The organism is Thermoleptolyngbya sp. C42_A2020_037 (genome assembly GCF_015272455.1).
In the GTDB taxonomy this organism is placed as follows: Bacteria; Cyanobacteriota; Cyanobacteriia; order Elainellales; family Elainellaceae; genus Thermoleptolyngbya.
In genome coordinates this window covers 53,964-76,301 of sequence record NZ_JACYLP010000013.1, presented here as the reverse complement: position 1 = coordinate 76,301, position 22,338 = coordinate 53,964, and the positions used below count along the sequence as shown (strand labels likewise).

18 protein-coding genes are annotated in these 22,338 nt (G+C 58.2%); 13 read left to right on the top strand and 5 right to left on the bottom strand.

The features are described 5' to 3' along the window. Positions 1 to 2,276, top strand: a 2,276-nt coding sequence (locus IGS16_RS03845; RefSeq protein WP_297083462.1) for a cadherin domain-containing protein, incomplete at its 5' end; no start/stop codon positions are given. Between the two features lie 58 nt (positions 2,277 to 2,334). After that, positions 2,335 to 3,009 (top strand): DUF2301 domain-containing membrane protein, encoded by a 675-nt coding sequence (locus tag IGS16_RS03840; protein WP_297083460.1) that lies wholly within the window; start codon positions 2,335 to 2,337, stop codon positions 3,007 to 3,009. A gap of 10 nt (positions 3,010 to 3,019) precedes the next feature. Here the strand turns inward: IGS16_RS03840 and IGS16_RS03835 are convergent, their stop codons facing one another. Then, positions 3,020 to 3,916, bottom strand: a complete 897-nt coding sequence (locus IGS16_RS03835) for a polysaccharide lyase (RefSeq protein WP_297083459.1) — start codon at positions 3,914 to 3,916, stop codon at positions 3,020 to 3,022. A 339-nt stretch (positions 3,917 to 4,255) separates the two neighbouring features. Here IGS16_RS03835 and hemB point away from each other — a divergent pair, with 339 nt between their 5' ends. Continuing rightward, the gene (hemB, locus tag IGS16_RS03830; protein ID WP_297083457.1) at positions 4,256 to 5,245 is read left to right on the top strand and encodes a porphobilinogen synthase; all 990 of its coding nucleotides are present in this window, start codon (positions 4,256 to 4,258) and stop codon (positions 5,243 to 5,245) included. A gap of 956 nt (positions 5,246 to 6,201) precedes the next feature. Beyond that, positions 6,202 to 6,420 (top strand): hypothetical protein, encoded by a 219-nt coding sequence (locus IGS16_RS03825; protein ID WP_068508248.1) that lies wholly within the window; start codon positions 6,202 to 6,204, stop codon positions 6,418 to 6,420. Between the two features lie 252 nt (positions 6,421 to 6,672). On the opposite strand, the gene IGS16_RS03820 is transcribed toward IGS16_RS03825, so the two are convergent. After that, complete coding sequence (locus IGS16_RS03820) at positions 6,673 to 7,446, bottom strand: SDR family oxidoreductase (RefSeq protein ID WP_297083455.1); 774 nt, start codon at positions 7,444 to 7,446, stop codon at positions 6,673 to 6,675. Positions 7,447 to 7,526: 80 nt separating this feature from the next. Further along, positions 7,527 to 8,234 carry a ribulose-phosphate 3-epimerase gene (gene rpe, locus IGS16_RS03815; RefSeq protein WP_297083453.1) on the bottom strand — a complete coding sequence of 236 codons (708 nt, stop codon included), beginning with the start codon at positions 8,232 to 8,234 and terminating at the stop codon, positions 7,527 to 7,529. A 263-nt stretch (positions 8,235 to 8,497) separates the two neighbouring features. On the opposite strand from rpe, the gene IGS16_RS03810 reads away from it, so the two are divergent. The 4 genes from IGS16_RS03810 (at position 8,498) to IGS16_RS03795 (ending at position 15,621) form a co-directional block, all read left to right on the top strand. Beyond that, positions 8,498 to 9,169: a hypothetical protein gene (locus tag IGS16_RS03810; RefSeq protein WP_297083452.1), complete on the top strand. Its 672-nt coding sequence runs from the start codon at positions 8,498 to 8,500 to the stop codon at positions 9,167 to 9,169. 35 nt (positions 9,170 to 9,204) lie between these two features. Further along, the gene (locus IGS16_RS03805; RefSeq protein ID WP_297083450.1) at positions 9,205 to 12,105 is read left to right on the top strand and encodes a glycerol-3-phosphate acyltransferase; all 2,901 of its coding nucleotides are present in this window, start codon (positions 9,205 to 9,207) and stop codon (positions 12,103 to 12,105) included. 180 nt (positions 12,106 to 12,285) lie between these two features. Beyond that, on the top strand, positions 12,286 to 13,932 hold the full coding sequence (locus tag IGS16_RS03800) for a hypothetical protein (RefSeq protein ID WP_297083448.1): 1,647 nt from the start codon (positions 12,286 to 12,288) through the stop codon (positions 13,930 to 13,932). Between the two features lie 6 nt (positions 13,933 to 13,938). After that, entirely contained in the window at positions 13,939 to 15,621 is a 1,683-nt protein-coding gene (locus tag IGS16_RS03795) for an alpha/beta hydrolase (protein ID WP_297083446.1), read from the top strand. A 214-nt stretch (positions 15,622 to 15,835) separates the two neighbouring features. Here the strand turns inward: IGS16_RS03795 and IGS16_RS03790 are convergent, their stop codons facing one another. Together IGS16_RS03790 and murJ are read right to left on the bottom strand one after the other, a co-directional pair. Next, positions 15,836 to 16,474: a CatB-related O-acetyltransferase gene (locus IGS16_RS03790; RefSeq protein WP_297083444.1), complete on the bottom strand. Its 639-nt coding sequence runs from the start codon at positions 16,472 to 16,474 to the stop codon at positions 15,836 to 15,838. Between the two features lie 40 nt (positions 16,475 to 16,514). Further along, on the bottom strand, positions 16,515 to 18,170 hold the full coding sequence (murJ, locus tag IGS16_RS03785; protein WP_297083442.1) for a murein biosynthesis integral membrane protein MurJ: 1,656 nt from the start codon (positions 18,168 to 18,170) through the stop codon (positions 16,515 to 16,517). A gap of 329 nt (positions 18,171 to 18,499) precedes the next feature. Between murJ and IGS16_RS03780 the strand changes: the two genes are divergently transcribed. The 5 genes from IGS16_RS03780 to IGS16_RS03760 all read left to right on the top strand — a co-directional run bounded on the left by IGS16_RS03780 (position 18,500) and on the right by IGS16_RS03760 (position 22,287). Next, a complete protein-coding gene (locus IGS16_RS03780) occupies positions 18,500 to 19,693 on the top strand; it encodes a bifunctional 2-polyprenyl-6-hydroxyphenol methylase/3-demethylubiquinol 3-O-methyltransferase UbiG (protein ID WP_297083441.1) in 1,194 nt (397 codons plus the stop codon). A 224-nt stretch (positions 19,694 to 19,917) separates the two neighbouring features. Then, positions 19,918 to 20,382 carry an ATP synthase subunit I gene (locus IGS16_RS03775; protein WP_297083464.1) on the top strand — a complete coding sequence of 155 codons (465 nt, stop codon included), beginning with the start codon at positions 19,918 to 19,920 and terminating at the stop codon, positions 20,380 to 20,382. 57 nt (positions 20,383 to 20,439) lie between these two features. Then, positions 20,440 to 21,192, top strand: a complete 753-nt coding sequence (gene atpB, locus IGS16_RS03770; protein ID WP_068515974.1) for a F0F1 ATP synthase subunit A — start codon at positions 20,440 to 20,442, stop codon at positions 21,190 to 21,192. Positions 21,193 to 21,373: 181 nt separating this feature from the next. Further along, positions 21,374 to 21,619: an ATP synthase F0 subunit C gene (gene atpE / locus IGS16_RS03765; protein WP_172354853.1), complete on the top strand. Its 246-nt coding sequence runs from the start codon at positions 21,374 to 21,376 to the stop codon at positions 21,617 to 21,619. A gap of 191 nt (positions 21,620 to 21,810) precedes the next feature. Further along, positions 21,811 to 22,287 carry a F0F1 ATP synthase subunit B' gene (locus tag IGS16_RS03760; RefSeq protein ID WP_297083439.1) on the top strand — a complete coding sequence of 159 codons (477 nt, stop codon included), beginning with the start codon at positions 21,811 to 21,813 and terminating at the stop codon, positions 22,285 to 22,287. Positions 22,288 to 22,338 lie beyond the last annotated feature (51 nt).

The window sequence follows — 22,338 nt, the reverse complement described above, 5'->3', positions numbered from 1 at the left end:
CCTACACGCTCGTCGCAGGGACAGGCGACACCGACAACGCCAGCTTCACGATTGTCGGCAACCAACTCCGGCTGAACGTTTCCCCCGACTTTGAAACGAAAGATAGCTATACCATTCGCGTCCGCACGACTGACAGCGGCAATCTCTTCTTTGAGCAGTCGTTCACGATTACCATCAACGATCTGCCAGAAGGTCCGCCACCGCCTGTCAATCAAGCACCCACGGCGATCGCCCTTAGCGCCACCAGCGTTAACGAAAACGTCCCGGTCGGAACCACCGTCGGCACATTCACAACCACTGACCCCGACACAGGCGATACGCATACTTATACGCTCGTCGCAGGGACAGGCGACACCGACAACGCCAGCTTCACGATTGTTGGCAACCAACTCCGGCTAAACGTTTCTCCTGATTTTGAAACCAAGAACAGCTACACGATTCGCGTCCGCACCACCGACAGCGGCAATCTCTTCTTTGAGCAGTCGTTCACGATTACCATCAACGATCTGCCCGAACTTCCACCCGTTGTTAATCAGCCGCCGACAGACATTGCCCTCAGCAGCCTCAGCGTTCTAGAAAACGTTCCAGCAAACACAATCATCGGCCGGTTCGACAGTTCCGATCCGGATCATTCCAGCGGGTTTACCTATACGCTGGTCAGCGGCGCAGGCAGTACGGACAATGCTGCGTTTCTGATTGAGGGCGATCGCCTCCGCATTCGATCTTCGCCCGACTTTGAAACAAAACGCTCCTACAGCATCCGCGTCCGCACCACCGACCCCAGCGGCGGCAGCTTTGAAAAAGTATTTATCATCAGCGTGCTGGATGTGGATGAAACGCCACCCAATGTTTCAGCCTCAATCGTGGTTGACCTAAATGGCACGGCTGCGGGAATCGACTTCAGCATTGGTGCGCCGACAGTTGCGTCGATCAAAGTTGCCGCACCAAACGCCACTATCACCAAAACCAGCCCCACCAACCTGACTCAGCTCGTGGTCAATCTGACCAACCCGATCAATGGAGCCAGCGAGCGCCTGATCGCCGATGTCAGCGGCACTAACCTGCGAACCAACTATGACCCCACGGGCGTACTCACGATCTGGGGCAGCGCTCCTGCCTCTGTCTATCAGCAAGTTTTACGCACCGTCACCTACGAAAACTCAGCGGCTGTCCCCAACACATCGACTCGGACGATTTTTGCCGCTGCCTCCGACGGACAAACCTTTAGCCCCATTGCCCGCACCACGCTGAACTTTGTCGGGCTGCGGCAGGTTGATGGCACGGATGGGGACGATGTGCTAGTGACCACGCCAAACACCGACCTGCTTTCGGGCCGAGCCGGAAATGATATCGTCCGGTCTACGCTAGCCAACTTGCGGCAGCAGGACGTGATTCGCGGTGGACCGGGGGTGGATACCTTTGTGCTGACAGATGGTACGGGCACAATTACCGTCAATGTCGGCAATTTCAATAGCCAGCTTCCTGACGTTTCTCCGGGTACGCTGGTCACTGAGTTTGAAGTCTTTGACTTGAGCGGGTTCCGGGGCAATGCGCTGATGATTGGCGCAGATAATTTTGATGATTATCTGGTGGGCGGCATTGGCAACGACACGCTGGATGGCGGCACGGGCAACAATACGCTCATTGGCGGACTGGGCAATGATGTCTACATTGTCAGGAATCCAGCGGACACGATTATTGAACGCCCCAACGAAGGCAACGATACGGTGCAAGCCGCCGTGAACTACACGCTGCCGGATCATGTCGAGAATTTGGTGCTGATTGATAACGCCAGAACCGGCACGGGAAACGCGCAGAACAACCGCATCACGGGTAACGCGCTGAGAAATCTGCTGCGAGGCGGCGCGGGGAACGACACGCTGCTGGGGCTGGCCGGTGCGGATACCCTGCTGGGGGAGGACGGCAACGACCTGCTAGATGGTGGACGCGGCCGGAATATCCTGACAGGCGGACAGGGACGAGATACGTTTGTGTTTGGCGTGGGCAGGGGGCTGGGTCGCAGCATCGTGACGGACTTCAATCTGCGTCAAGATCGGATTCTGGTGCGGGGGACGGGGCTATCGGCCGGACGAATCGATGCAGCCCAGTTTATCCGGGGAACAAGCGCCCGTCGCCAGAGCGATCGCTTCATTTACGATGCCGCCACGGGTCGCCTGTTCTTTGACCCCGACGGCACAGGCAGCCAGCGTCAGGTGTTGATTGGCACGCTGAGCAATCGACCGTCGTTGGGCGCAGGGAATATTATTGTGGGGTAGGTTTGTGTTAGGTCGCATTTGACCTTTTGCAGATTGGCCTGTCGAGCGAGGTATAGCCATGACCCACACCCTTGCGGAGCCGGAGGTTTATCAGGGACAGTTTGGTGAGTTCACGATTACGAAGGGCGATCGCCTGGGGGTTATTCTTTACCGGGCGGCGCTGATGGTGGCGGCGCTATGTTTTGCAGCGGGCACGGGGCTGGTGCTGGGGCGCGGCGACGACCCGACGGTGCTGCGGTGGCTGAGTCCGCTATATACGCTGTTTTCGCTGGCGCTGGGCGCGAGTCTGCTGCTGATTCACATTTATATGAAGCCGCTGCATCGAGCGCTCCAGGCGTTTTGGCTGGTGGGGGCGATCGCGGCGATCGCCGTCGCCCACCTATATCCAGAGCCATTCGTGCAGTCGGTCTATCTGCACCCGCAGACCCTTCTGGGCGTGGGGTTTACCTTTGCTGCACTCACGGGCATTTTCTTCAAAGAAGCGTTTTGTTTTAACCGTCTGGAAACGAAACTGCTCACGCCCCTAGTGCCGCTGCTGCTGCTGGGCCACCTAGCGGGGGTGTTGTCACCGGGCATCGAAAGTAAACTGCTGCTTGCCTGGGCTGTGCTAATGCTGATCTTTGCGGTGCGAAAGTGTGTCCAGGCAATCCCGCCGGATATCGGCGACAAGAGCGTGTTTGAATACCTCCGGCGGGAAAGCCAGGTCGCTAAATCGGCCGATCAAATTAGCTAATCGGGTGGGCTTACGGAACTGAGTAGACAACAAAATCCGCAAAATCGGCATGAACCGAGCGCGGCGTTGCCCAGGAAGGATCTTCTCCGCCAAAGAAGGTAGAGAACAGGATGCCGTCGATCTGAAGCTGTGGCACAGTGCGGAACGTCAGACCCTGCTGATCCAAGACCTGCCGACCGTTGAACCAGACCCGGATGCGACCATTCGCCTGACCGGGTGTGTTCAGCGTCACTTCCTGATCGATGCGATGCCAAACGCCCGGGCTAAAGCGCCAGTTTCCCTGCCCAATCGAGGTGCCATAGCCCCGGCTGGTTGGCAAATAGGCATAGACCTCCCCTGCGCCGTTTTGCCGCCACATAAATCGGGTTGAGAACCCATCGGTGCCATTGGGAATATTGCCGCCCGTGTTGCCAGCACCGCCGTAGAGTCCGGGCAGCTTGCCGCCGCGCACGAAATTAAAGTTGCTGGAAAACCGCACAGCATAGCTGAGCCGCACTGCTTCCTGGGGGCCAATGGGCAGGCGAGCGAAGAACTGGCTGCCGCCCAGGGGCACGTTATATCGGCTCACGGCTCCGGGGCTGATTGAACCCTGGGGATAGCGGACGCGCAAGAACAGGGGATGAGTACCGCCCCGTTCGCTTGCGATCTGTCGATTTTGCGGGCCAAAGCCGCCGCGTTGCTGCACACCCCAGCGCTGTTCCCATCCCTGTCCAAAGTTGCCGCGCCACAGAACTCGCGATTGAGGTGTCGCACGACTGAGCAAAGTGGGGTGGGAAGATTCTGCTGACGATGCAACGTTAGTGAGATTGGCTGCACCAGAAACCGCAAGCGGCGTGTATGAGCAGCTTGTGGCCGCCGCCAGCAGGGCGATCGCCCACCGTGGAAATCTTGCCTGAACTTGTGTCATGGTTTATCAATCCAGCAACGACTTTCATTGAAGAAGCTGAGTAGGGTCAGCGGCCAGGCGCGGACGCTCAACTTCTCGAACTCTTTTACAAATGATTTGAAATCTTTACAGGCAAGTTTCTGTGAAGATGTGGAACTCTCAGGGTTTGAAGACAGAACTTGAGAACCGCGTAGCCCCGGCCCCCAGCGAGCTTTTACAGTTTGTAACGTTTGCATTGAGCCAGGAGTCCAACCCACGCCGTAGACTTGATAAATGCCTAACACCTGACTTCTGGCTGGCCCCCGCTTTCAGTCCTATACCCAGCTTCATCCTTCCTACACAGATCTTTATTTAAGAACTATGTTTCCCATTCAGCGTCCTCGTCGTCTCCGCAGTCATCCCCAGTTGCGCCGCATGGTCAGCGAAACAGTGCTGAACACTAGCGACCTGATCTATCCGCTGTTTGCGGTGCCGGGGGAGGGAATTGCGACTGAGGTGCGATCGATGCCAGGGGTATACCAACTATCGATCGACAAAATCGTAGAGGAAGCAAAGGAAGTCTACGATTTGGGCATTCCTGCCATCATTCTGTTTGGCATTCCTGCCGACAAGGATACCGACGCGACAGGAGCGTGGCACGATCACGGCATTGTGCAGCAGGCGGCAACGGCGGTGAAGGAAGCCGTGCCCGACCTGATTGTGATTGTCGATACCTGCCTGTGTGAATACACCTCCCACGGGCATTGCGGCTATCTGGAGGTGGGCGACCTGACGGGGCGCGTGCTAAATGACCCGACGCTGGAGCTTCTGAAGAAAACAGCCGTATCGCAGGCAAAGGCGGGAGCAGATATCATCGCACCGTCGGGGATGATGGACGGCTTTGTCAAGGCAATCCGCGAGGGGCTAGACGAAGGCGGGTTTCAAGATATCCCGATTCTGTCCTACGCGGCGAAGTATGCGTCGGCGTATTATGGCCCGTTCCGCGATGCGGCCGAGTCGGCTCCGCAATTTGGCGATCGCCGCACCTATCAGATGGACCCTGGCAATCGCCGCGAAGCCCTGAAGGAAATCGAGCTAGACATTGCCGAAGGGGCAGATATGCTGATGGTCAAACCTGCGCTGTCCTATATGGACATTATCTGGCAGGTGAAGCAGGCATCCAACCTGCCTGTTGCGGCGTACAACGTTTCAGGCGAGTACGCTATGGTCAAGGCAGCGGCTCTCAACGGCTGGGTTGACGAGCAGCGCGTCGTTTTGGAAACGCTTACGAGTTTTAAGCGTGCTGGGGCAGATTTGATTCTGACTTACCACGCGAAAGATGCCGCCCGCTGGCTTAGCTCTGGTTTGTAGGTTCTTGCGCTCAGCAATCTTCAACTGACCTGCAATTGTGCAATTGATTAGGTCAATTTGCTTACAGCATTTTCTTGCAGGGTGAGGTGTGAGCTGCCCCAATGAGACGAGGGCTTCTTGATCATCCGCGTCGCGCCTCACTTGCTTCAAAAATGCTGTATCCGATTGACCTATTCGGTCTGACCCAACCTAAGGCTTTCAATCGAGGGTTTAGTTCTGTCCACTGCTTCTCAGGCGCCATCTTGCCCAGACGGAGTGGGAGATGCGTGTCTCGAATCAGGATTATGTGAAGACTATATGCTCGACTCACTCTGCCAAGTTATCTAGGTATTGGCTTTTCAGGCGGCCAGTGCGGCGATTCAGGTTGGCGGTTGGCCCAGCAAGATTTCGAGCAAGCATAAGTTTTTATGAAGCATGTCCCGGCGGACTTGAAGTTTTGGGCTACCTCCATAAGATCTATGTATGAACTCTACGATACAAGCTCTCCGTAGGATCATTTAGGTTCTACTGATACGGATTTCTACACCAATGGTTAAAACTTGCAGTAGACGGTTTTTTAACTGTCCTACACGTCTACTAATCTGGTCTGGCTGCTGGGCGAGAATAGTAAGTTTGCTAGAAATGCGGAGAATATCTCAGCAATTTGCTGCATGATACAGCAAAATTTCCGCTATAGCCTTATTAATAGTAAGAATTGCTTGACTAGGGCATTTTCAAAAAAAATCTACTGGTTCAGGGAATCTACTGGAGTAGATTTACGTAAAGTTGTCCTGATAATTGGCTTCTCTCTTTGTAAGGAGTGTTTTAGTTCCTAAGCTTGAGCAGGTCAAACCCTACCTAGCGAAGCGTCTGCCTTTTATGGGCTAAGCACCCACAGGATACGTTCGATTAGTTCATAGACCGGTCTTCTTACAGTTATGCACGCCTCTACGACATGGTGTGTTCTTTGTAGATCTATGAAATACACGATTACTCACACTGGAACGGACTGGTTGCTGAAGATCTGGGAACCCGCACCCATTGGCAGCGGGCGAGAGTTACCGTTTCTCTACAAAATCAAGCTGCGGTTTAACTCTGAGAAGGAAGCACTAGTGGTGCTTGACCACTACAAGATGCTCTACTCAGGCACGAGCCATCTGGAGATGTCAGATATGGGTGCGCTGATGGCAGTCTAGATTCACTAGACTAAATTGTGCCCGGATTAATGGGTTTAGAAACGGTGAGTAGGGATTCCCAAAAAGATTGCTTAGGGACTGTTCTAGAAACTGCTCTAGAAATTGCTCTAACAATCGCTCTCACTTCTTCTTTCCTGAAACACTTGACTCATCCGAACACAATCCGAAAAGAAGTCAGTCCCCTTTTGCAAAGTTTCTGCCAAGCCTTTTGTTCGGTCCTAAAGTTGCAGGGTTTCTCTTTTGCGTAGCTCCCTAGAGGCGGCGATGGGCCATCGTGGTACTCGCCTGAGCCACAGGCATGAGAATTACGTCGTTGATATTGACATGGGGGGGGCGCGTGGCGCAGTACAGCACTACATCGGCAATGTCTTCTGCCGTTAGCGGTGTAAGCCCCTGGTATACCTTGCGAGCGCGATCGCCATCTCCATAAAACCGCACTTCGCTAAACTCGGTTTCCACCATGCCCGGATCGACCGAGGTAATTCGCACAGCGGTTCCCAATAAATCCAGCTTGATGCATTCTGTGAGGCTTTTGACGGCGGCCTTCGTGGCGCAATACACATTGCCGCCGGGATAGGGCTGGTGTCCGGCGATGGAGCCGATGTTGATCACATGGCCGCGATCGCGCTGCACCATACCCGGAAGGATCGCCCGCGTGACGTAGAGCAACCCCTTTATGTTGGTGTCGATCATTTCTTCCCAGTCTTGAAAATCGCCCTCATGGAGCTTGTCTAGCCCCCGGCTCAGCCCCGCATTGTTCACCAAGATATCGACCGCCGCCCAGTCTTCGGGCAGTGCGCTCAGCGTAGACTCGACCCTGGGGCGATCGCCCACATCCAGTTGCAGCAGCAGCGTCTCCGTTCCAAACTGGGTCTTGAGCGCAGCCGCTAGCGCCTCCAGTCGCTCCAATCGCCGCGCTACCAAAATCAGCCGCGCCCCCGCCTCTGCAAAAAAATGGGCACAAGCTGCACCAATCCCACTGCTTGCACCCGTAATCAGAACAATTTGGTTTTGAATAGAAGCCATTAGAGGGGTCAGGTTTTAGGAATCCGGATTCATCCTATCACCTGCCCGGTTTTCTCCCGCCTGAACCCTAGCCCAGAACCCTAAGCCGTTGCCAGGGCGGGTTCTGGGCGCTTGCTGTGACGAATGCCTTCGATGGCTTCGGCATAGTCCTTCGCGCCGAAGACCGCAGACCCGGCCACGATTGCGTTTGCGCCTGCTTCCAGCACTTGCCAGGTATTGTTCACCTTCAGCCCGCCATCGACTTCGATCCAGGGGTCGAGGCCGCGCTCGGCGCACATTTCACGCAGCTTGCGGATCTTGGGCAGCACTGCCGGAATGAAGCTCTGGCCGCCAAAACCGGGGTTGACGCTCATAATCAGCACCAAGTCGCACACCTCCAGCACATACTCAATCAGCGTCAGCGGCGTAGACGGATTCAGCACGACTCCGGCCTGTTTGCCCAGTTCCTTGATCTGGCAGAGGGTGCGGTGCAGGTGGGGAGAGGCGTTGTGTTCGGCATGGACGGAGATAATGTCGGCTCCAGCTTTGGCGAAGTCTGCCACATACTTTTCTGGTTCCACGATCATCAGATGCACGTCCAGGGGCTTTTGGGTGTAGGGACGAATCGCGTCTACGATCAGCGGGCCAATGGTGATGTTGGGGACAAAGCGACCATCCATTACGTCTACGTGAATCCAGTCGGCTCCGGCCTGGTCAACCGCTTTGATTTCGTCACCCAGGCGGCTGAAGTCGGCAGATAGAATCGACGGGGCAACAACGATGGGCTTTGGTGAAGTAGGCAGGGTCATGGCGGCGGGTTCTCCTGGGTTTGATTTGGTATTAATTTTAACAAAGCTCATCCATCAGTCCAGACCCTTTGCAAAGCAGTCCGGGGCCAATTCTTAAGGCTTTATAAAAAAGCTGTCTACAAGAAGCTTTATACAAAATGGAGAGCCGCGCAACTGCCCATTGAGAAATTTGCCGTTCAAATTTGCCGTTCAACTACAAAAAGAGCGACGCGGCAACTAGATATACTACCGACGGGTGGGCGATCGCCTCGAACAGTTGCGCGTTGCCCTGGCCAGCCCAGCCCGCTGAACCCACTGCCCGCAGTCCCCATGCGATGACGCTGAGCGAACCCATTACCACGCTGACCGACTATGCGATCGCCCTGGAGTGCCTGATCTTTGCGGTCTGCTTGCTGAAACAGGCGGAACCCCCCAAGCCCACAAAGGGGTGGATACTGGCCTTTGGCAGCACGGCGCTGGCTGCGGCCCTGGGCGGCACGCTGCACGGATGGAGCGCCGCGTTGTCGCCGGGTTGGGCACTGGGCCTGTGGCGAGCCATGCTGCTGGCGCTGGGGGTTGCAAGCTATGGGTTGGTAGCTGGCGCAAGCGCGGGCTGGGTGTCGGGGGGCAAACTGGTCTGGGTGCAGCGGTTGGCGCTGGGCAAGCTGGCGGTGTATGGGCTGTGGGCATGGCAGGCGGAATCCTTTTGGGGGGCGATCGCCGACTATCTGCTGTCTATGCTGGTGGTAGTGGGCCTGGTAGGGTCGGGGGTGGTTTTCGCGGTTCCAGCGCAGCGGGTCACCGCAGGGTGGCTGGTGGGCGGGGTGGGTCTGTCATTTGCCGCAGCCGGGGTGCAGGTGGTGCAGCTTGCCCTGCGGCCCTGGCTCATGCCCAATGACCTCTATCATCTGGTGCAGATGGTCGCGCTCTACGCCTTCTTTCATGCAGCTAGATAATAGAGGAACCAAGCTGTTTGGAGTTGGGGTGCCTGATGTCGCTGATGCAAGTTTGGGGCGTTTTTCTGATTTTTGTGCTGTGCCCCGTGCTGGGGGCGCTGCCGCTGATCGAGTGGGTCGTGCGCGGGCTGACGGGGAAGCGCCTGTCGAAGCTGGGCACGGGCAACGTCAGCGTGTCGGCGGCGTTTTATCACGGCGGGCGGGCGGCGGGCATTCTGGCAGTGCTGTCGGAGGCGGCGAAGGGAATCGCGGCAGTGCTGCTGGCGCGGCAGTTTTTTCCGGCGGGGTCGCTGTGGGAGGTGGTGGCGCTGATGGCGCTGGTGATGGGGCGCTATTGGGGCGGGCGCGGCGCGGGCACAACGAACGTGGTGTGGGGATTTCTGCTGCATGACCCGGTGGCGGCGGGGCTAGTGGCGCTGATCGGCGGCATTGGGTTTACGGTGTTGCGCGATCGCACGCTTGGCAAGCTCAGCGTCCTCCTCCTAATGCCGATCCTCGTAGCGCTGCTGCATCCCTACAGCGGCAAGCGGGTCGCCGTCACCGCTTTGCTTAGCCTGCTGCTGGCGTGGATTTACCAAAAAATTCCCGATGATCTGGATCTGTCGGCGGAGGAAGCCCAGGAGGAATCAAAGCGCGTGTTTCAGTTTTTTCGAGGCGATCGCGCCTTACTATCCCTAAATCAGGCGCTCTCGCCGGAAAAAGTCGGCTCCAAAGCTGCCACCCTGTCCGCCCTCAAGCGCCTGGGCTATGCCGTGCCTGAGGGCTGGGTGCTGCCGCCAGGAGACGATCCTGCGCCGCTGCTGACCGCCCTTTCGCCCAGCGCCGATACGCCGCTGGTGGTGCGCTCTTCTGCGATTGGCGAAGATTCGGATACGGCCTCGGCGGCAGGGCAATACGAGTCGTTTCTGGATATCACCAGTCCGCCCGCGCTAGAGCAGGCGATCTTGCGCTGTCAGGGGTCCTACAACCTGCCCAGGGCGGTGCAATATCGCCAGCGCCAGGGCAGCGCCGAGGGGGGCATGGCGGTGCTGGTGCAGCAGCAGGTAGCGGGGGCGTTTTCGGGGGTGGCCTTTAGCCGCGACCCGATCCAGCGGCAGGGCGAGGCAGTGGTGATCGAGGCGCTGCCGGGGCGGGCGGATCAGGTGGTGTCGGGTCGGGTCACGCCGGAATCCTACCGCGTCTGGCTGCCGGAGTCGCCAGAGGACACTCCCAACCCTGAAGCGTTCCTGGTGGAAGGAACGGGCGACGTGCCGCTGACGGTGATCCGGCGGGTGGCGCTGCTGACGCGGCAGATTGAAGCCCACTTTCACGGCGTTCCACAGGATGTGGAATGGAGCTATGACGGGCAGCAAGTATGGATTTTGCAGGCGCGGCCGATTACGACGCTGGTGCCCATCTGGACGCGCAAGATTGCCGCCGAGGTGATTCCTGGCTTCATCCGGCCGCTCACCTGGTCGATTAACCGACCCCTGACCTGCGGCGTGTGGGGCGAGATTTTTACCATCGTGCTGGGCGATCGCGCTGAGGGGTTGGATTTTGAGGAAACGGCGACGCTGCACCACTCTGCCGCATACTTCAACGCGACGCTGCTGGGCGATATTTTTCGGCGGATGGGGCTGCCGCCAGAGAGCCTAGAATTTCTCACCCGGGGCGCAAAGTTCAGCAAGCCGCCGCTGGGGTCTACGCTGCGAAATCTGCCTGGACTGCTGCGGCTGGTGCAGCGCGAACGACGACTGCTGAAAGAGTTTGCCCAGTGCGATCGCCAGCAGTTTGCCCCGGCGCTGGCGGATCTGGCCGCGCACCCGGCCGACTCGCTGAACCCCGCCGATCTGCTCGATCGCATCGACCAGATTTTGGAACTGCTGCGCCCCGCCACCTATTTCAATATCCTTGCACCGCTGGGATTTGCCGCCCGACGCGCCCTGTTCCGGGTGGATGAAGCGGCGCTCGATAACCGCGTGATGCCGGAGGTGGCGGCCGTGCGATCGCTCCAAACCTTGGCCCAACAAGTGCGATCGCACTTGCCTGCGCCCCCTGCTGACCCTGACGTGCTGTTAATGCAGCTTGGGGAAACCCCGGCGGGTCGGGACGTTCTCCACCAGTTTGACCAGTTCCTCGACCGCTATGGCTACCTCAGCGAGGTGGGGACAGATATCGCCGTTCCCACCTGGCGCGAGGCTCCCCAGGCTGTGCAGCGCCAGCTTGCCCAATTTGCCCAGCTTGCCCAGCTTGCGCCCATGCCCATTGCGTCGCAGTCTAGACCGCCTGCTGGCAAGGTGCGAACCCTCCAGCAACGGCTCGACCTCAAGGGGCGCGTGGCTGAGGTCTACAATCGCCTGCTGGCAGAACTTCGCTGGAGCTTTGTAGCGCTAGAGCGGTGCTGGCTGGCTGACGGCTTGCTGGACGCGGCTGGCGATATTTTCTTCCTGGAAATTTCGGAAATTCGGGCGCTGGTGACGGAACAGGATGCCGACTGGAGTTCGGTAAAACGGCGGGTGCAGGAGCGGCGATCGCGCTTCGAGGAAGATTCCCAGCAGACCAATATTCCCCTGCTGGCCTACGGCTACGAGCCACCGCGCCCAGAAACCCAGCCAGAACGGCCCGCCCTCAGCAGACTGATCGGCATCGGAGCCAGCCCTGGCATCGCGGTGGGAACGGTCATGGTAGTGCGATCGCCCCAGGACGCGCCGCCCCTCGACCGCTCTTACATTCTTGTTGTGCCCTACACCGACGCAGGCTGGGCCCCGCTGCTAGCGCAGGTCGGCGGGCTAATTGCCGAAGTTGGAGGGCGGCTCTCCCACGGGGCGATCGTCGCCCGCGAATACCAGGTTCCCGCCGTGATGAACCTGGCCAGCGCCACGCAACAGCTTCGATCTGGCCAGCGGGTGCGGCTGGACGGAGAGACGGGCGTGGTGGAGGTGGTGGAACCGGAATAGCCCAACCCTGGAACCCCTGCGAAACGATGACAACGGCTGGTACTGCAAAAGTTCACGCTGCAAAAATTCACACTGCAAAAATTCACGCTGCAAAAATTCACACGGCTATCTCTAGTGCTGCGATCGCCCTGGGCATTCTGAGAACAAGCGCCCGACCTCACCCCATCCCCCGATCCGCTCATGGTGTCTTTTACTGCCGCACCTCCAAACTTTGCGCTGGCCTCGCCCCACCTGCTGACGGCGGCCATTTTGCAGTTGCCGATGCCCGACGCTGCCGATCGGGTGGCATCGGGGCAGGTGGTGCGGGCTATGCAAACGCTGATGGCGCTGGTCGATGAGGTGCGATCGCCCGAAAACGGCTGGGATGCAAACACGCCGCCGACCCCAGAGGCGATCGCCCCCTACGTCGCCGACGAAGCCTGTGACCTGCTAGAAGCGCTAGAAACGTCGGAAGCGCTGGCAGCAGAGGCGACCGACCGCACGATTCCCAGCGAGGCGACCGACTCGCCCAAACCGTCCCCCCTGTGGTCCCCCTACTGCACACTCGACAGCCTCACCCCCCGGCTGCTGTGGGGGCTGGCCCGCAGCGCGGTAGAGACGATGCGGCTATTGGAAAGCGTGTCTGCGACAGTGGCTCCGGCGGGGGCGGTGCGCCAGCGGGGGCGACTGCGGCTGGCGGCGGTGCTGGAGCTACACGCTGAGGACGGCAGCCAGCGCCATGACCTGGTGATGCATCAGCCAGGGCGATCGCCCCTGTCGCCCGATGCCCAGATCCACGAACTGGATGGCACAGCGGTTTCGGGCACGCTCACGGCTGGGCAAATCCTGACGGCGATCGCCCAGCAGGTGGAACTGGTCACGCCGGCCCTGTCGCCCCTCTTGGTGGGTCTGCCGATTCAACTGCTGCTGCCGGAATATGACTGGCAGCCCGCAACGCTGCGCCTGCATCTGGAGCTGGAGTTTTTGCCGGGTGGACTGCCCGCCTCGCCGGAGTTTCCGAATGGTGCGGCGGCTTGGGCTGCTGGGGCTTCGGAACCGCCCGATACGCTGCCATCGAACGAGGAGGAAACCCTGCCGACCACCCTCCAGTTCACGCTGGGGGCCTGGCTCCAGCGCTATTGCACCCACCTGAGAGACTATGCGCTCGCCCACCAAGTCCTGAATCTGAGCGGCTGTCGCATGGTGACAGAGGCCGTCTTCCCGCTGCCTGCGGAAGAGGTGGTGCCACGGTTGGTTGCGGATGCCTGCCTGCTGCTGGATTTACAGACTGACTCGCCGCTGTTTGCGCCAATCGACCGCTGGCAAGACCGGATGCCGGGCGATCGCCTGCGATCGCGCCTCTTGTGGAGCCTCAGTCGCAGCAGCCCAGCGATGATGCAGCTCCTCGGCGGCGTGAAGGTGCGAATGCTGCAACCAGAAGCACCGTGGGATGCAGGTACACTGCGGCTGCTGGTAACGCTAAAGCTACAAACGCCGGAAATGGACTGGTACATTGACCTGGCGACGGGGCGAATGCCGGAACCGACCGTGTTTCCGCTGGCGGCGGACGTGGTGCTGCAAGCGGGCGACCTGGCGTTTGAGGCCCAGCCCGATGCAGCCCTGCCGCCGCTGTCGCTGCAACAGCCCACGCCACTGGCGCAACTGACCAACCACGTAATGCAGCAAATCGAAACCGCTGTGCCCGAAGTACATCTGCTGCTGGAGGGTGCTGCGGTAGATCTGTGGAGCGATGCCGACCCCGAACCCCATCCCGCAACGCTTCAGGTCTTGGTGGATTTTGACTTTGTACCGGACTGGCACCTGACACCCGATCCGCATCGCGACTAGAATGAAGTGTCGATTTGGCAATCAGTCGATTTGGCACACTGGCATCGGATGAGGGGAGTTCGTCGCTACACGGCTCTGGCGCTGCTGAGCGCTCTGGGAATCAGCGCTGTGGGAATGATGGGAACCGCGCTTCCCGGCTGGGCCGCCACCCAAATTTACCTGCGCTATGGCCCGCTCCGCCTCAGCGTTCCGGTGCAGGCGCTTGAGAACTTTGGCAAAACAGGCGACGACCCCCGCCTCAGGTTCTATCTCAAGCGGCTTGCGCCCCATCAGCGATCGCAGCTTCAAAACACCCTCAACGCCACTTACGACGTGGACTTGATGATGGTGTCGCAGTTCAGCTATACGCGGTCGGGAGAGCGACTGCTGCAAGAGGTGGGGGGGCTGCTGCGAACGGCATCTGGGCAAAACGGCGCGGGCAGCCTGCGGAGCGCGGGCATCCTGGCGGCGGCAGACCCGGACGGCTTTAGCGTGCTGAGCTTTCTGCGGAATTTGCCCGTGGATATGCAGATCGACGTGCGGCAGGCGATCGCCTTTCAGCGGCGACTGGGGGGGCTGTTGCAACGCACAGCGCAGGTGACCAATCAGGTAATCGACGCAACGCAGGCGATCGCCCAGCAGGAAGCCAGCGTGCTGCAAACCCTGCCGCCTATCGACCCGCGCCAGCCCGGTTCCGTCGCGTTCCAACAACAAACGCTGCGGCTGGTGGACGCGCAGCGCAATCGCCCGCTGACGGTTGACCTGTATCTGCCAACGGTAGCCACGCCCGCGCCGCTGATCGTCGTGTCAAATGGACTAGGCGCACGGCGCGATCGCTTTACGCGGCTGGCCAGCCATCTGGCATCCCACGGCTTTGCGGTGGCCATTCCCGATCATCCAGGGAGCGATCGCGATCGCCTCCAGGATTTTTACGACGGGCTGCACCGAGAAAACTTTGACCCCGCCGAGTTTGCCAATCGCCCGCTGGATATCTCCTTTTTGCTAGATGCGTTGGGCGAAATGCAGCAGCAGGGGCAATTCCAACGCATTGACCCAGAGCGGGTGGGGGCGTTTGGCTATTCCTTTGGCGGCACGACGGCCTTTTCCCTGGCGGGTGCAGAGATACAGCTTTCGTCGCTGGAGCCGGCCTGCCAGTCCGATTCGTTCATTCTCAATATTTCGCTGCTGTATCAGTGTCAGGCGCTCGAAGCCCCGCCGCCGCCCAACCTGCGCGATGCTCGCATCAAGGCGGTCTACGCCTTTTTGCCCTTTGGCAAGAGCCTGTTTGGAACGGGACTCTCGCAAATTGACGTGCCCGTTCTGTGGGAAGCGTCCGACGAAGACTTGCTAACGCCTCTGCTCAAAGAACAGGTTCCCTCGTTTCGGCAGCTTACCCCCTCCGCGCCCCAGGCAGAGCGCTACTTCGTGCTGACCAAAGGACTGCCCCACGCCCGCATTAGCTACGAAATCGCCGGCCGCACTGCTGGAAGAGATTCTGGGTCAGATCGCCCTACGACTCGCCCCTCCTGGGAAGACATCAAAGCCATCTCCGAGCGCTATCACCACGCCCTGACGCTGGCATTTTTCCAGACCCACGTCGCTGGCAACGAGGACTATCGCCCGTTTCTCACGGCAGCCTATGCTACGCAGCTTGCGGAGCCGTCTTTCCCACTCGGCTTTGTTGCGTCCCTCGATGCCATTGAGGATTAGCTCGTGCTGGAGTCGCCTGGATGAGACTGCTGTGAGATCATGGTGGGAGTTGAAACAGGGGGTGCATTCTGTTTATCAGCTACAATGCAATAGCTTCAGCACTACAGGGTTCTTTGTCTCATCTGAGACCCGTGTTTGCCTCAATTTGAATTAATCGAGGTTCCCTAGAATCCCACACGCTACGATTTTCCCACTCGTCAAACTGTCCTTCCCATTACCCCCCCTGTGCGGCTTGTCGTAGCATGGCCAAATCGCCGCCACAGATAGCAGGCAGGTGGCGGGTAATTGTCTGGATGTCCCAGTCCCACCAGCGGATTTGCAGGAGTTCCTGGATCACTGCGTCGTCAAAGCGCTTGCGAATCAGGGCTGCGGGGTTGCCGCCGACGATGGCGTAGGGTTCTACGTTGCGGGTGACGACCGCACCCGTGGCGATAATGGCTCCGTCGCCCACCTGCACTCCCGGCATCAGCATCGCGCCGTAGCCGATCCACACGTCGTTGCCGATGATGGTGTCGCCTTTGTTGGGCCAGGAATCGGGCATGGCGTGTTCCCAGCCGTTGCCAAACACAGGAAAAGGATAGTTGGTGAACCAGTCGGTGCGGTGGTTGCCGCCATTCATGATGAATTTGACATCCGACGCGATGGAGCAAAACTTGCCGATGATTAGGCGATCGCCCTCAAAGTCGAAGTGATACAGCACATTGCGCTCAAAGTTCTCCGGGTTCTCAAAATCGTCGTAATAGGTGTAGTCGCCGACGATAATGTTGGGATTTTTAACGATATTTTTCAGAAACGCCAGCCGGGTCTGGCCGGGGATCGGGTAGCGGGTGTCGGGGGAAGGGCCGGAGGTCATCATTATCGCCTCAAAATCATTGCCAAATTATCGACTCAAATTATCGCCTCAAAAATCGCTGGCTTAACCGACTCACAAACGCATCCACCTCCGGCAGCCGTAGCCGCATAGCAAACCACCCAAACACCAGCAGCCCTGCGCCACCTGCAAGACACAGATTCACCAGCAGCACGCCAAAGCCCTGGTTGCCGAGCCATTCCTCGCAGCCCTGAAGCACCGCCCACGCCACACCGCCTGCCAGCCCGCTGCCCAGAGCCAGCAGCGCCGTCAGCCCGCCCCACTGACGCAGCGGCAGCCCCTGCAGGCGGCGGTGCAAAATAGCCAGCATAATCAGCATCGAAATCAGGTTCACGCCGACGGTCGCCAGCACCAGCCCCACCGCGCCATAGGGACGCACCAGCAAAAAGTCCAGCAGTGCGTTTAGGAAAATATTGGCAATGCTAATGCGGAAGGGCGTGAGGCTGTCTTCTAGGGCATAAAACACGCGCACCAGCACGTCGCGCCCCAGATATACAAACATGCCGACGGAATAGGCCATCAGCACGGTAGCGGTGAGCAGCGAGTCTTCGGGGCGGAAGGCATAGCGCTCGTAGACCACCCGCGAAATGGGGACAGCCAGCACGATCATCAGGGCGCTGATGGGCAGCATGGTCAGAGCCGTGGTGATCAGTCCCTGACGGATGCGGAGCTTGAGATCGGGCCAGTCCTGCGGCGCGGTGAGGCGAGAAAACACAGGCAGCAACGGCACCAGGATGACGTTTGACAAAATGCCCAGCGGGGTCAGCGCCAGCAGCCCTGCATAGCCCATTGCCGAAACGGCCGCCGCCGCGTTGGGAATGAACGACGCGAAGAACAGATCCGTCCACACGTTAATCTGCATCATGCCTGAAGAAAACGTCGCCGGGCCCATCACGTTGATCACCTCGCGCACGGCTGGATCGTTGAAGTTGAACCGGGGTCGCAGCGTGCCCAAGCCGGATTTCCACTGGGCGGGTAGCTGCACCAGCCATTGCAGCAGCGCCCCGGCTAGGGTAGACCCGGCCAGCACTGCGCCGCCCAGCATGGCGTACTGTGGATCGGTGATGCGATCGCCCAGATACCACGCTAGACCCCCCAACCCCAGCAGCACCGTGACGCTGCTAAACAGCGGGCTGATCGACGGCAGCCAGTATTGATTGGCCGCATTCAACGCGCCAAAGCCGATGCCCACCAGCCCTGCCAGCACCGCCATCGGAGCCATAATCTTGAACTGCTGAATGGCGATGTCTCGCGTCTGCTGGAGCGTGGCATAGGTTTCCGCCGACATCCCCTCCCGCGCCGCATCGGCCGCCGAAAGAAACAGCCCCGGAGCCACTAGGCTCATCATTGGCTCTGCAAACGCGATCAAGCCCACCGTCACCAGCAGCAAAATGCTGACCACCAGCGTCGTGATTCCTTCCACAATCGGCGCGACTTCTTCTTGCTTGCGCTTCGACAAGACGCTGACAATCGCACTGTGAAAGGGTCCGTTGATCCCGCCCAGCAAAATCAGCAAAAAGCCCGGAATTACATAGGCAAAGTTGAACGCGCCAAACACGGGGCCCGTGCCAAAGGCAGCGGCGATCGCCTGCTGGCGAAACAAGCCAAATATCTTGCTCAATAGCGTAGCAATGGCAACGATTCCAGCGATTCCGGCAAGTGAGCGGGCTTTGGACACAGGTTTGAAGGGATTGAGGTTATTGGTTTATAGAAAGCGAGGCAGAAAAAAGGCTTGAACAGAAGAAGGTCAAGCCGCTCTTGCTCCTCTTCTCCCAAGTCAGGAGAAGCGATTGGGGGATGAGGGCAGATTGAAAGTTGCACATCGCGTAGAGAAGACAATCAAGACCTGGCTCTCGTCCCTCGCGCCGCGCTCTCTCCTTGTATCTTAAGAGGCAAGCGGTAACCCAATTCGCCTCATCTCCAGTCTGCGGGTTCAAACGATTCCCTCCCTCCCACACCCCCAACCCCCTATAATTCGGATTGCCCTTCCTATCCAATTCCTCTTCTATGTCCGATTCTCAGGCTGTGAGCGCAGCAGTTGCGCGGCTATATGACACCTATCCGTTTCCCCCAGAGCCGCTGCTGGATGAACCGCCACCGGGTTATAACTGGCGCTGGAACTGGCTAGCGGCCCACAGCTTTTGCACCGGGCGCAGACCCGCACGGCAGGATATTCGGATTTTGGATGCGGGCTGTGGGACGGGCGTGGGGACGGAATATCTGGTGCATCTGAATCCGCAGGCGCAGGTGACGGGGATTGACCTGAGCGCGGGGGCGCTGTCGGTGGCGCAGGAGCGGTGTCGGCGGTCTGGGGCCAATCGCGCGACCTTTCACCACCTGAGTTTGTACGATGCGGATCAGCTACCAGGCGAGTTTGACCTGATTAACTGCGTCGGCGTGCTGCACCACCTGCCTGACCCGATTCGCGGGATTCAGGCGTTGGCAAAAAAGCTGGCTCCGGGTGGCATAATGCATATTTTTGTCTATGGGGAATTGGGACGCTGGGAAATTAAACTGATGCAGCAGGCGATCGCCCTCCTCCAGCAAGACCGCCGGGGCGACTATACCGACGGCGTGCAGCTAGGGCGAGCCATTTTCGCCAGCCTGCCCGAAAACAACCGCCTGGTGCGACGCGAGCAAGAACGCTGGTCGCTAGAAAACCAGAAGGACGAGTGCTTCGCCGACATGTACGTACATCCCCAGGAAGTCGACTACAACATCGACACCCTGTTTGAACTCATTGATGCGTCGGGGCTGGAATTCTTGGGCTTCTCAAACCCTCGCGTGTGGGATCTGGAGCGGCTGTTGGGCAAGTCACCGGAGTTGATGCAGCGGGCCGAAGGTCTGGGCGATCGCCAGCGTTACCGCCTGATCGAACTGCTCGATCCCGACACGATTACGCACTACGAATTCTTTCTAGGACGGCCGCCGCTAGAAATCTGCGACTGGTCATCCGATGCCGACCTGCTCAGCGCTATTCCCGCCCTCAGCCCTTGCATCGACGGCTGGGATAGTCGCTGCGTGTTTAACTACGACTACCAGATCATCAACCTCAGCGAGGCCGAGTGGGGCTTTCTCAAGGCTTGTGAGGAAGAGGCTGGGAGGGCGATCGCCCAAATCCTGCAAGACCAGCCGTTGCCCCTAGACAGCGTTCGCACCCTCCAGCGCCAACAATTGCTGCTGCTAACCCCAGCAACTTGAACCCAAGCTGACCCCCAGGATTTCAGTTGCAAAAGCCTTCTAAACTCTTTGAATAAATTCTTTTCAAAAAATCTTGCTCAGAAATTTCTGGGAATTGAATGATTTTGAATCACCGTCATTAAGTATTGTTACCCTGCGATGATATGATTAGAGACGGTTCATCACTGCGTTGGCAATGATGCACTGATGACTCCAAAAGACCTATCTGGACTCGGTTCTTGATCGTGACCACGCCAGATCTCCCACCCGAAACCAATACGAACGCTCCGGCTGATCCTGCTGCTCCAGAGAGCAACGACTCCTCTGCCGCACTGCCAGCCCAACCCGATGCATCCATGCAGGAATATTACAAGCTTCAGAGTCATCTGCTGCTAACAACGCTTGTCATGGCTGCGGTCATCTTTGGTTCTGTGTGGGCAGTCTACTCCCTGAATATTGCTCTCAATTACCTGATTGGAGCGTGCACAGGTGTGGTTTACTTGAGAATGTTGGCTAGAAACGTTGAGCAGCTAGGTCGAGAAAAGGGACGAATTGGAAACACTCGTCTCATTCTCCTTGTGGGTTTGATTCTGATTGCTTCTCGCTGGAATCAGCTTCAAATCATGCCTATTTTCTTAGGCTTTCTGACCTATAAAGCTGCGGTCATTTTCTATATGTTGCGGACATCTATCCTCCCCTCACAGGGATAGGTTTAGATATCCTAGCATCCCTCCAGTTAATTCGGGCAAGCCATTTTCATGGAAACGTTGCTTTCTCTTAACGTCTTCAATGCCTTTCCGCTTGCTGAGCTAGAAGTCGGCAAACACTTCTATTGGCAGTTAGGAAATCTAAAGCTGCATGGGCAGGTGTTCCTCACCTCGTGGTTTGTAATCGGCCTTTTGGTGCTGGTCACGTTCCTGGCAAGCCGTAATATCCAGCGCGTTCCCTCTGGGCTGCAAAACCTAATGGAATACGGGCTAGAGTTCATTCGCGATCTGGCGAAAAACCAGATTGGTGAAAAGGAATATCGCCCCTGGGTTCCGTTTGTGGGCACGCTGTTTCTGTTCATCTTCGTGAGCAACTGGTCGGGTGCGCTGGTTCCCTGGAAGCTCTTTAAGCTACCAGAGGGTGAACTGGGTGCGCCGACTGCCGATATCAACACCACAGTTGCGCTGGCGCTGCTGACCTCGCTGGCCTATTTCTACGCAGGGTTTAGCCGCAAGGGATTGGGCTATTTCGGCAACTACGTGCAGCCTGTGCCGTTTATGCTGCCGTTCAAGATTATTGAAGATTTCACCAAGCCACTCTCCCTCAGCTTCCGACTTTTCGGAAACATCTTGGCGGATGAGCTGGTGGTGGGTGTGCTGGTTCTCCTAGTGCCGCTGTTTGTGCCGCTGCCCGTGATGGCGCTTGGCCTCTTTACGAGTGCCATTCAGGCGCTCATCTTCGCGACGCTGGCGGCCGCCTACATCGGCGAGGCAATGGAGGATCACCACGGTGAAGGGCATGAGGAGCACTAGCATCCTCAGTTGGGGTGTGTGAATTCCCCGTTCATGCGACTCGATTGCAGCAGTCGTCAGTGCAATCGACAGTCGTTGTGTGAGGTGTGCGATCGCCTTTGCATGGGCTGATTCTGCAAGCCAGATCACGCATTTGCTGACGTGTTTCTCGTTCTGTAATTTTTTAGGGAAGGAAAACATCATGGATCCGATTATTTCTGCTGCTTCGGTTGTGGCTGCTGCGCTGGCTGTAGGTCTGGCGGCGATCGGCCCTGGCATTGGTCAAGGGAATGCCGCTGGTCAGGCAGTTGAAGGGATTGCTCGTCAGCCCGAAGCGGAGGGCAAGATTCGCGGTACGCTGCTGCTGAGCTTGGCGTTCATGGAAGCGCTGACGATCTACGGTCTGGTGGTAGCGCTGGTGCTGCTGTTTGCCAACCCCTTTGCCTAAGAGGTGGGCCGTGTGGCTGGGGTGCAGGGCATTTCAGCCACAGGCTTGCTTAGGCTTGAGTGTATTGTTGTTGGGCGATCGCGCTCGAGTCAGGTATCCAACTTTGGGCAACGCCCCTCGACGACGCTTTCGAGATCGTTGCAAATGGTTTGGTTAGTAGAACCCCAAAGAGTTAATCGGGGCGAATAAATATGGTTTATTGGACATTCTTACTGGCTGAAGAGGGCGGGGGTGGTCTGTTTGACCTGGATGCCACGCTGCCGCTGATGGCGCTCCAGTTTATGCTGCTGGTTGCAGTGCTCAACGTCACTTTTTACAAGCCGTTGGGCAAGGCGCTGGATGACCGCGAGGGCTACATCCGCGCCAATCAGTCGGAGGCGAAGGAGCGTCTGGCAAAAGCAGAGGCACTAGCTAAGCAGTATGAGACTGAGGCAGCCGAGGTTCGTCGTCAGTCGATCGCAATTGTCTCGGCGGCCGAGGCAGATGCTCAAAAGATCGCAGCCCAAAAGATTGCAGAAGCCCAGCAGGTTGCTCAGGCTCAGCGAGAGCAGGCGCAAAAGGATTTAGATGCTCAAAAGGCTGCGGCATTGCAGTCCTTAGAGCAGCAGGTGGATGAATTGAGCCGTCAGATTTTGGAAAAGGTGACGGGTGGTGTTGCGCTTGGCTAGCGCTGACGGGGCAAGCCGCTGTATTGCAGCGTTTTCTGGTGTTGTGCTAGT

Excerpts from the sequence above, each read along its gene's own strand:
- IGS16_RS03840 (WP_297083460.1), top strand. The coding sequence starts at position 2,335 with ATGACCCACACCCTTGCGGAGCCGGAGGTTTATCAGGGACAGTTTGGT.
- hemB (WP_297083457.1), top strand. The coding sequence starts at position 4,256 with ATGTTTCCCATTCAGCGTCCTCGTCGTCTCCGCAGTCATCCCCAGTTG.
- IGS16_RS03800 (WP_297083448.1), top strand. The coding sequence starts at position 12,286 with ATGGTGTCTTTTACTGCCGCACCTCCAAACTTTGCGCTGGCCTCGCCC.
- IGS16_RS03790 (WP_297083444.1), bottom strand. The coding sequence starts at position 16,474 with ATGACCTCCGGCCCTTCCCCCGACACCCGCTACCCGATCCCCGGCCAG.
- rpe (WP_297083453.1), bottom strand. The coding sequence starts at position 8,234 with ATGACCCTGCCTACTTCACCAAAGCCCATCGTTGTTGCCCCGTCGATT.
- atpE (WP_172354853.1), top strand. The coding sequence starts at position 21,374 with ATGGATCCGATTATTTCTGCTGCTTCGGTTGTGGCTGCTGCGCTGGCT.
- IGS16_RS03780 (WP_297083441.1), top strand. The coding sequence starts at position 18,500 with ATGTCCGATTCTCAGGCTGTGAGCGCAGCAGTTGCGCGGCTATATGAC.
- IGS16_RS03835 (WP_297083459.1), bottom strand. The coding sequence starts at position 3,916 with ATGACACAAGTTCAGGCAAGATTTCCACGGTGGGCGATCGCCCTGCTG.
- IGS16_RS03760 (WP_297083439.1), top strand. The coding sequence starts at position 21,811 with ATGGTTTATTGGACATTCTTACTGGCTGAAGAGGGCGGGGGTGGTCTG.
- IGS16_RS03820 (WP_297083455.1), bottom strand. The coding sequence starts at position 7,446 with ATGGCTTCTATTCAAAACCAAATTGTTCTGATTACGGGTGCAAGCAGT.
- IGS16_RS03825 (WP_068508248.1), top strand. The coding sequence starts at position 6,202 with ATGAAATACACGATTACTCACACTGGAACGGACTGGTTGCTGAAGATC.
- IGS16_RS03805 (WP_297083450.1), top strand. The coding sequence starts at position 9,205 with ATGTCGCTGATGCAAGTTTGGGGCGTTTTTCTGATTTTTGTGCTGTGC.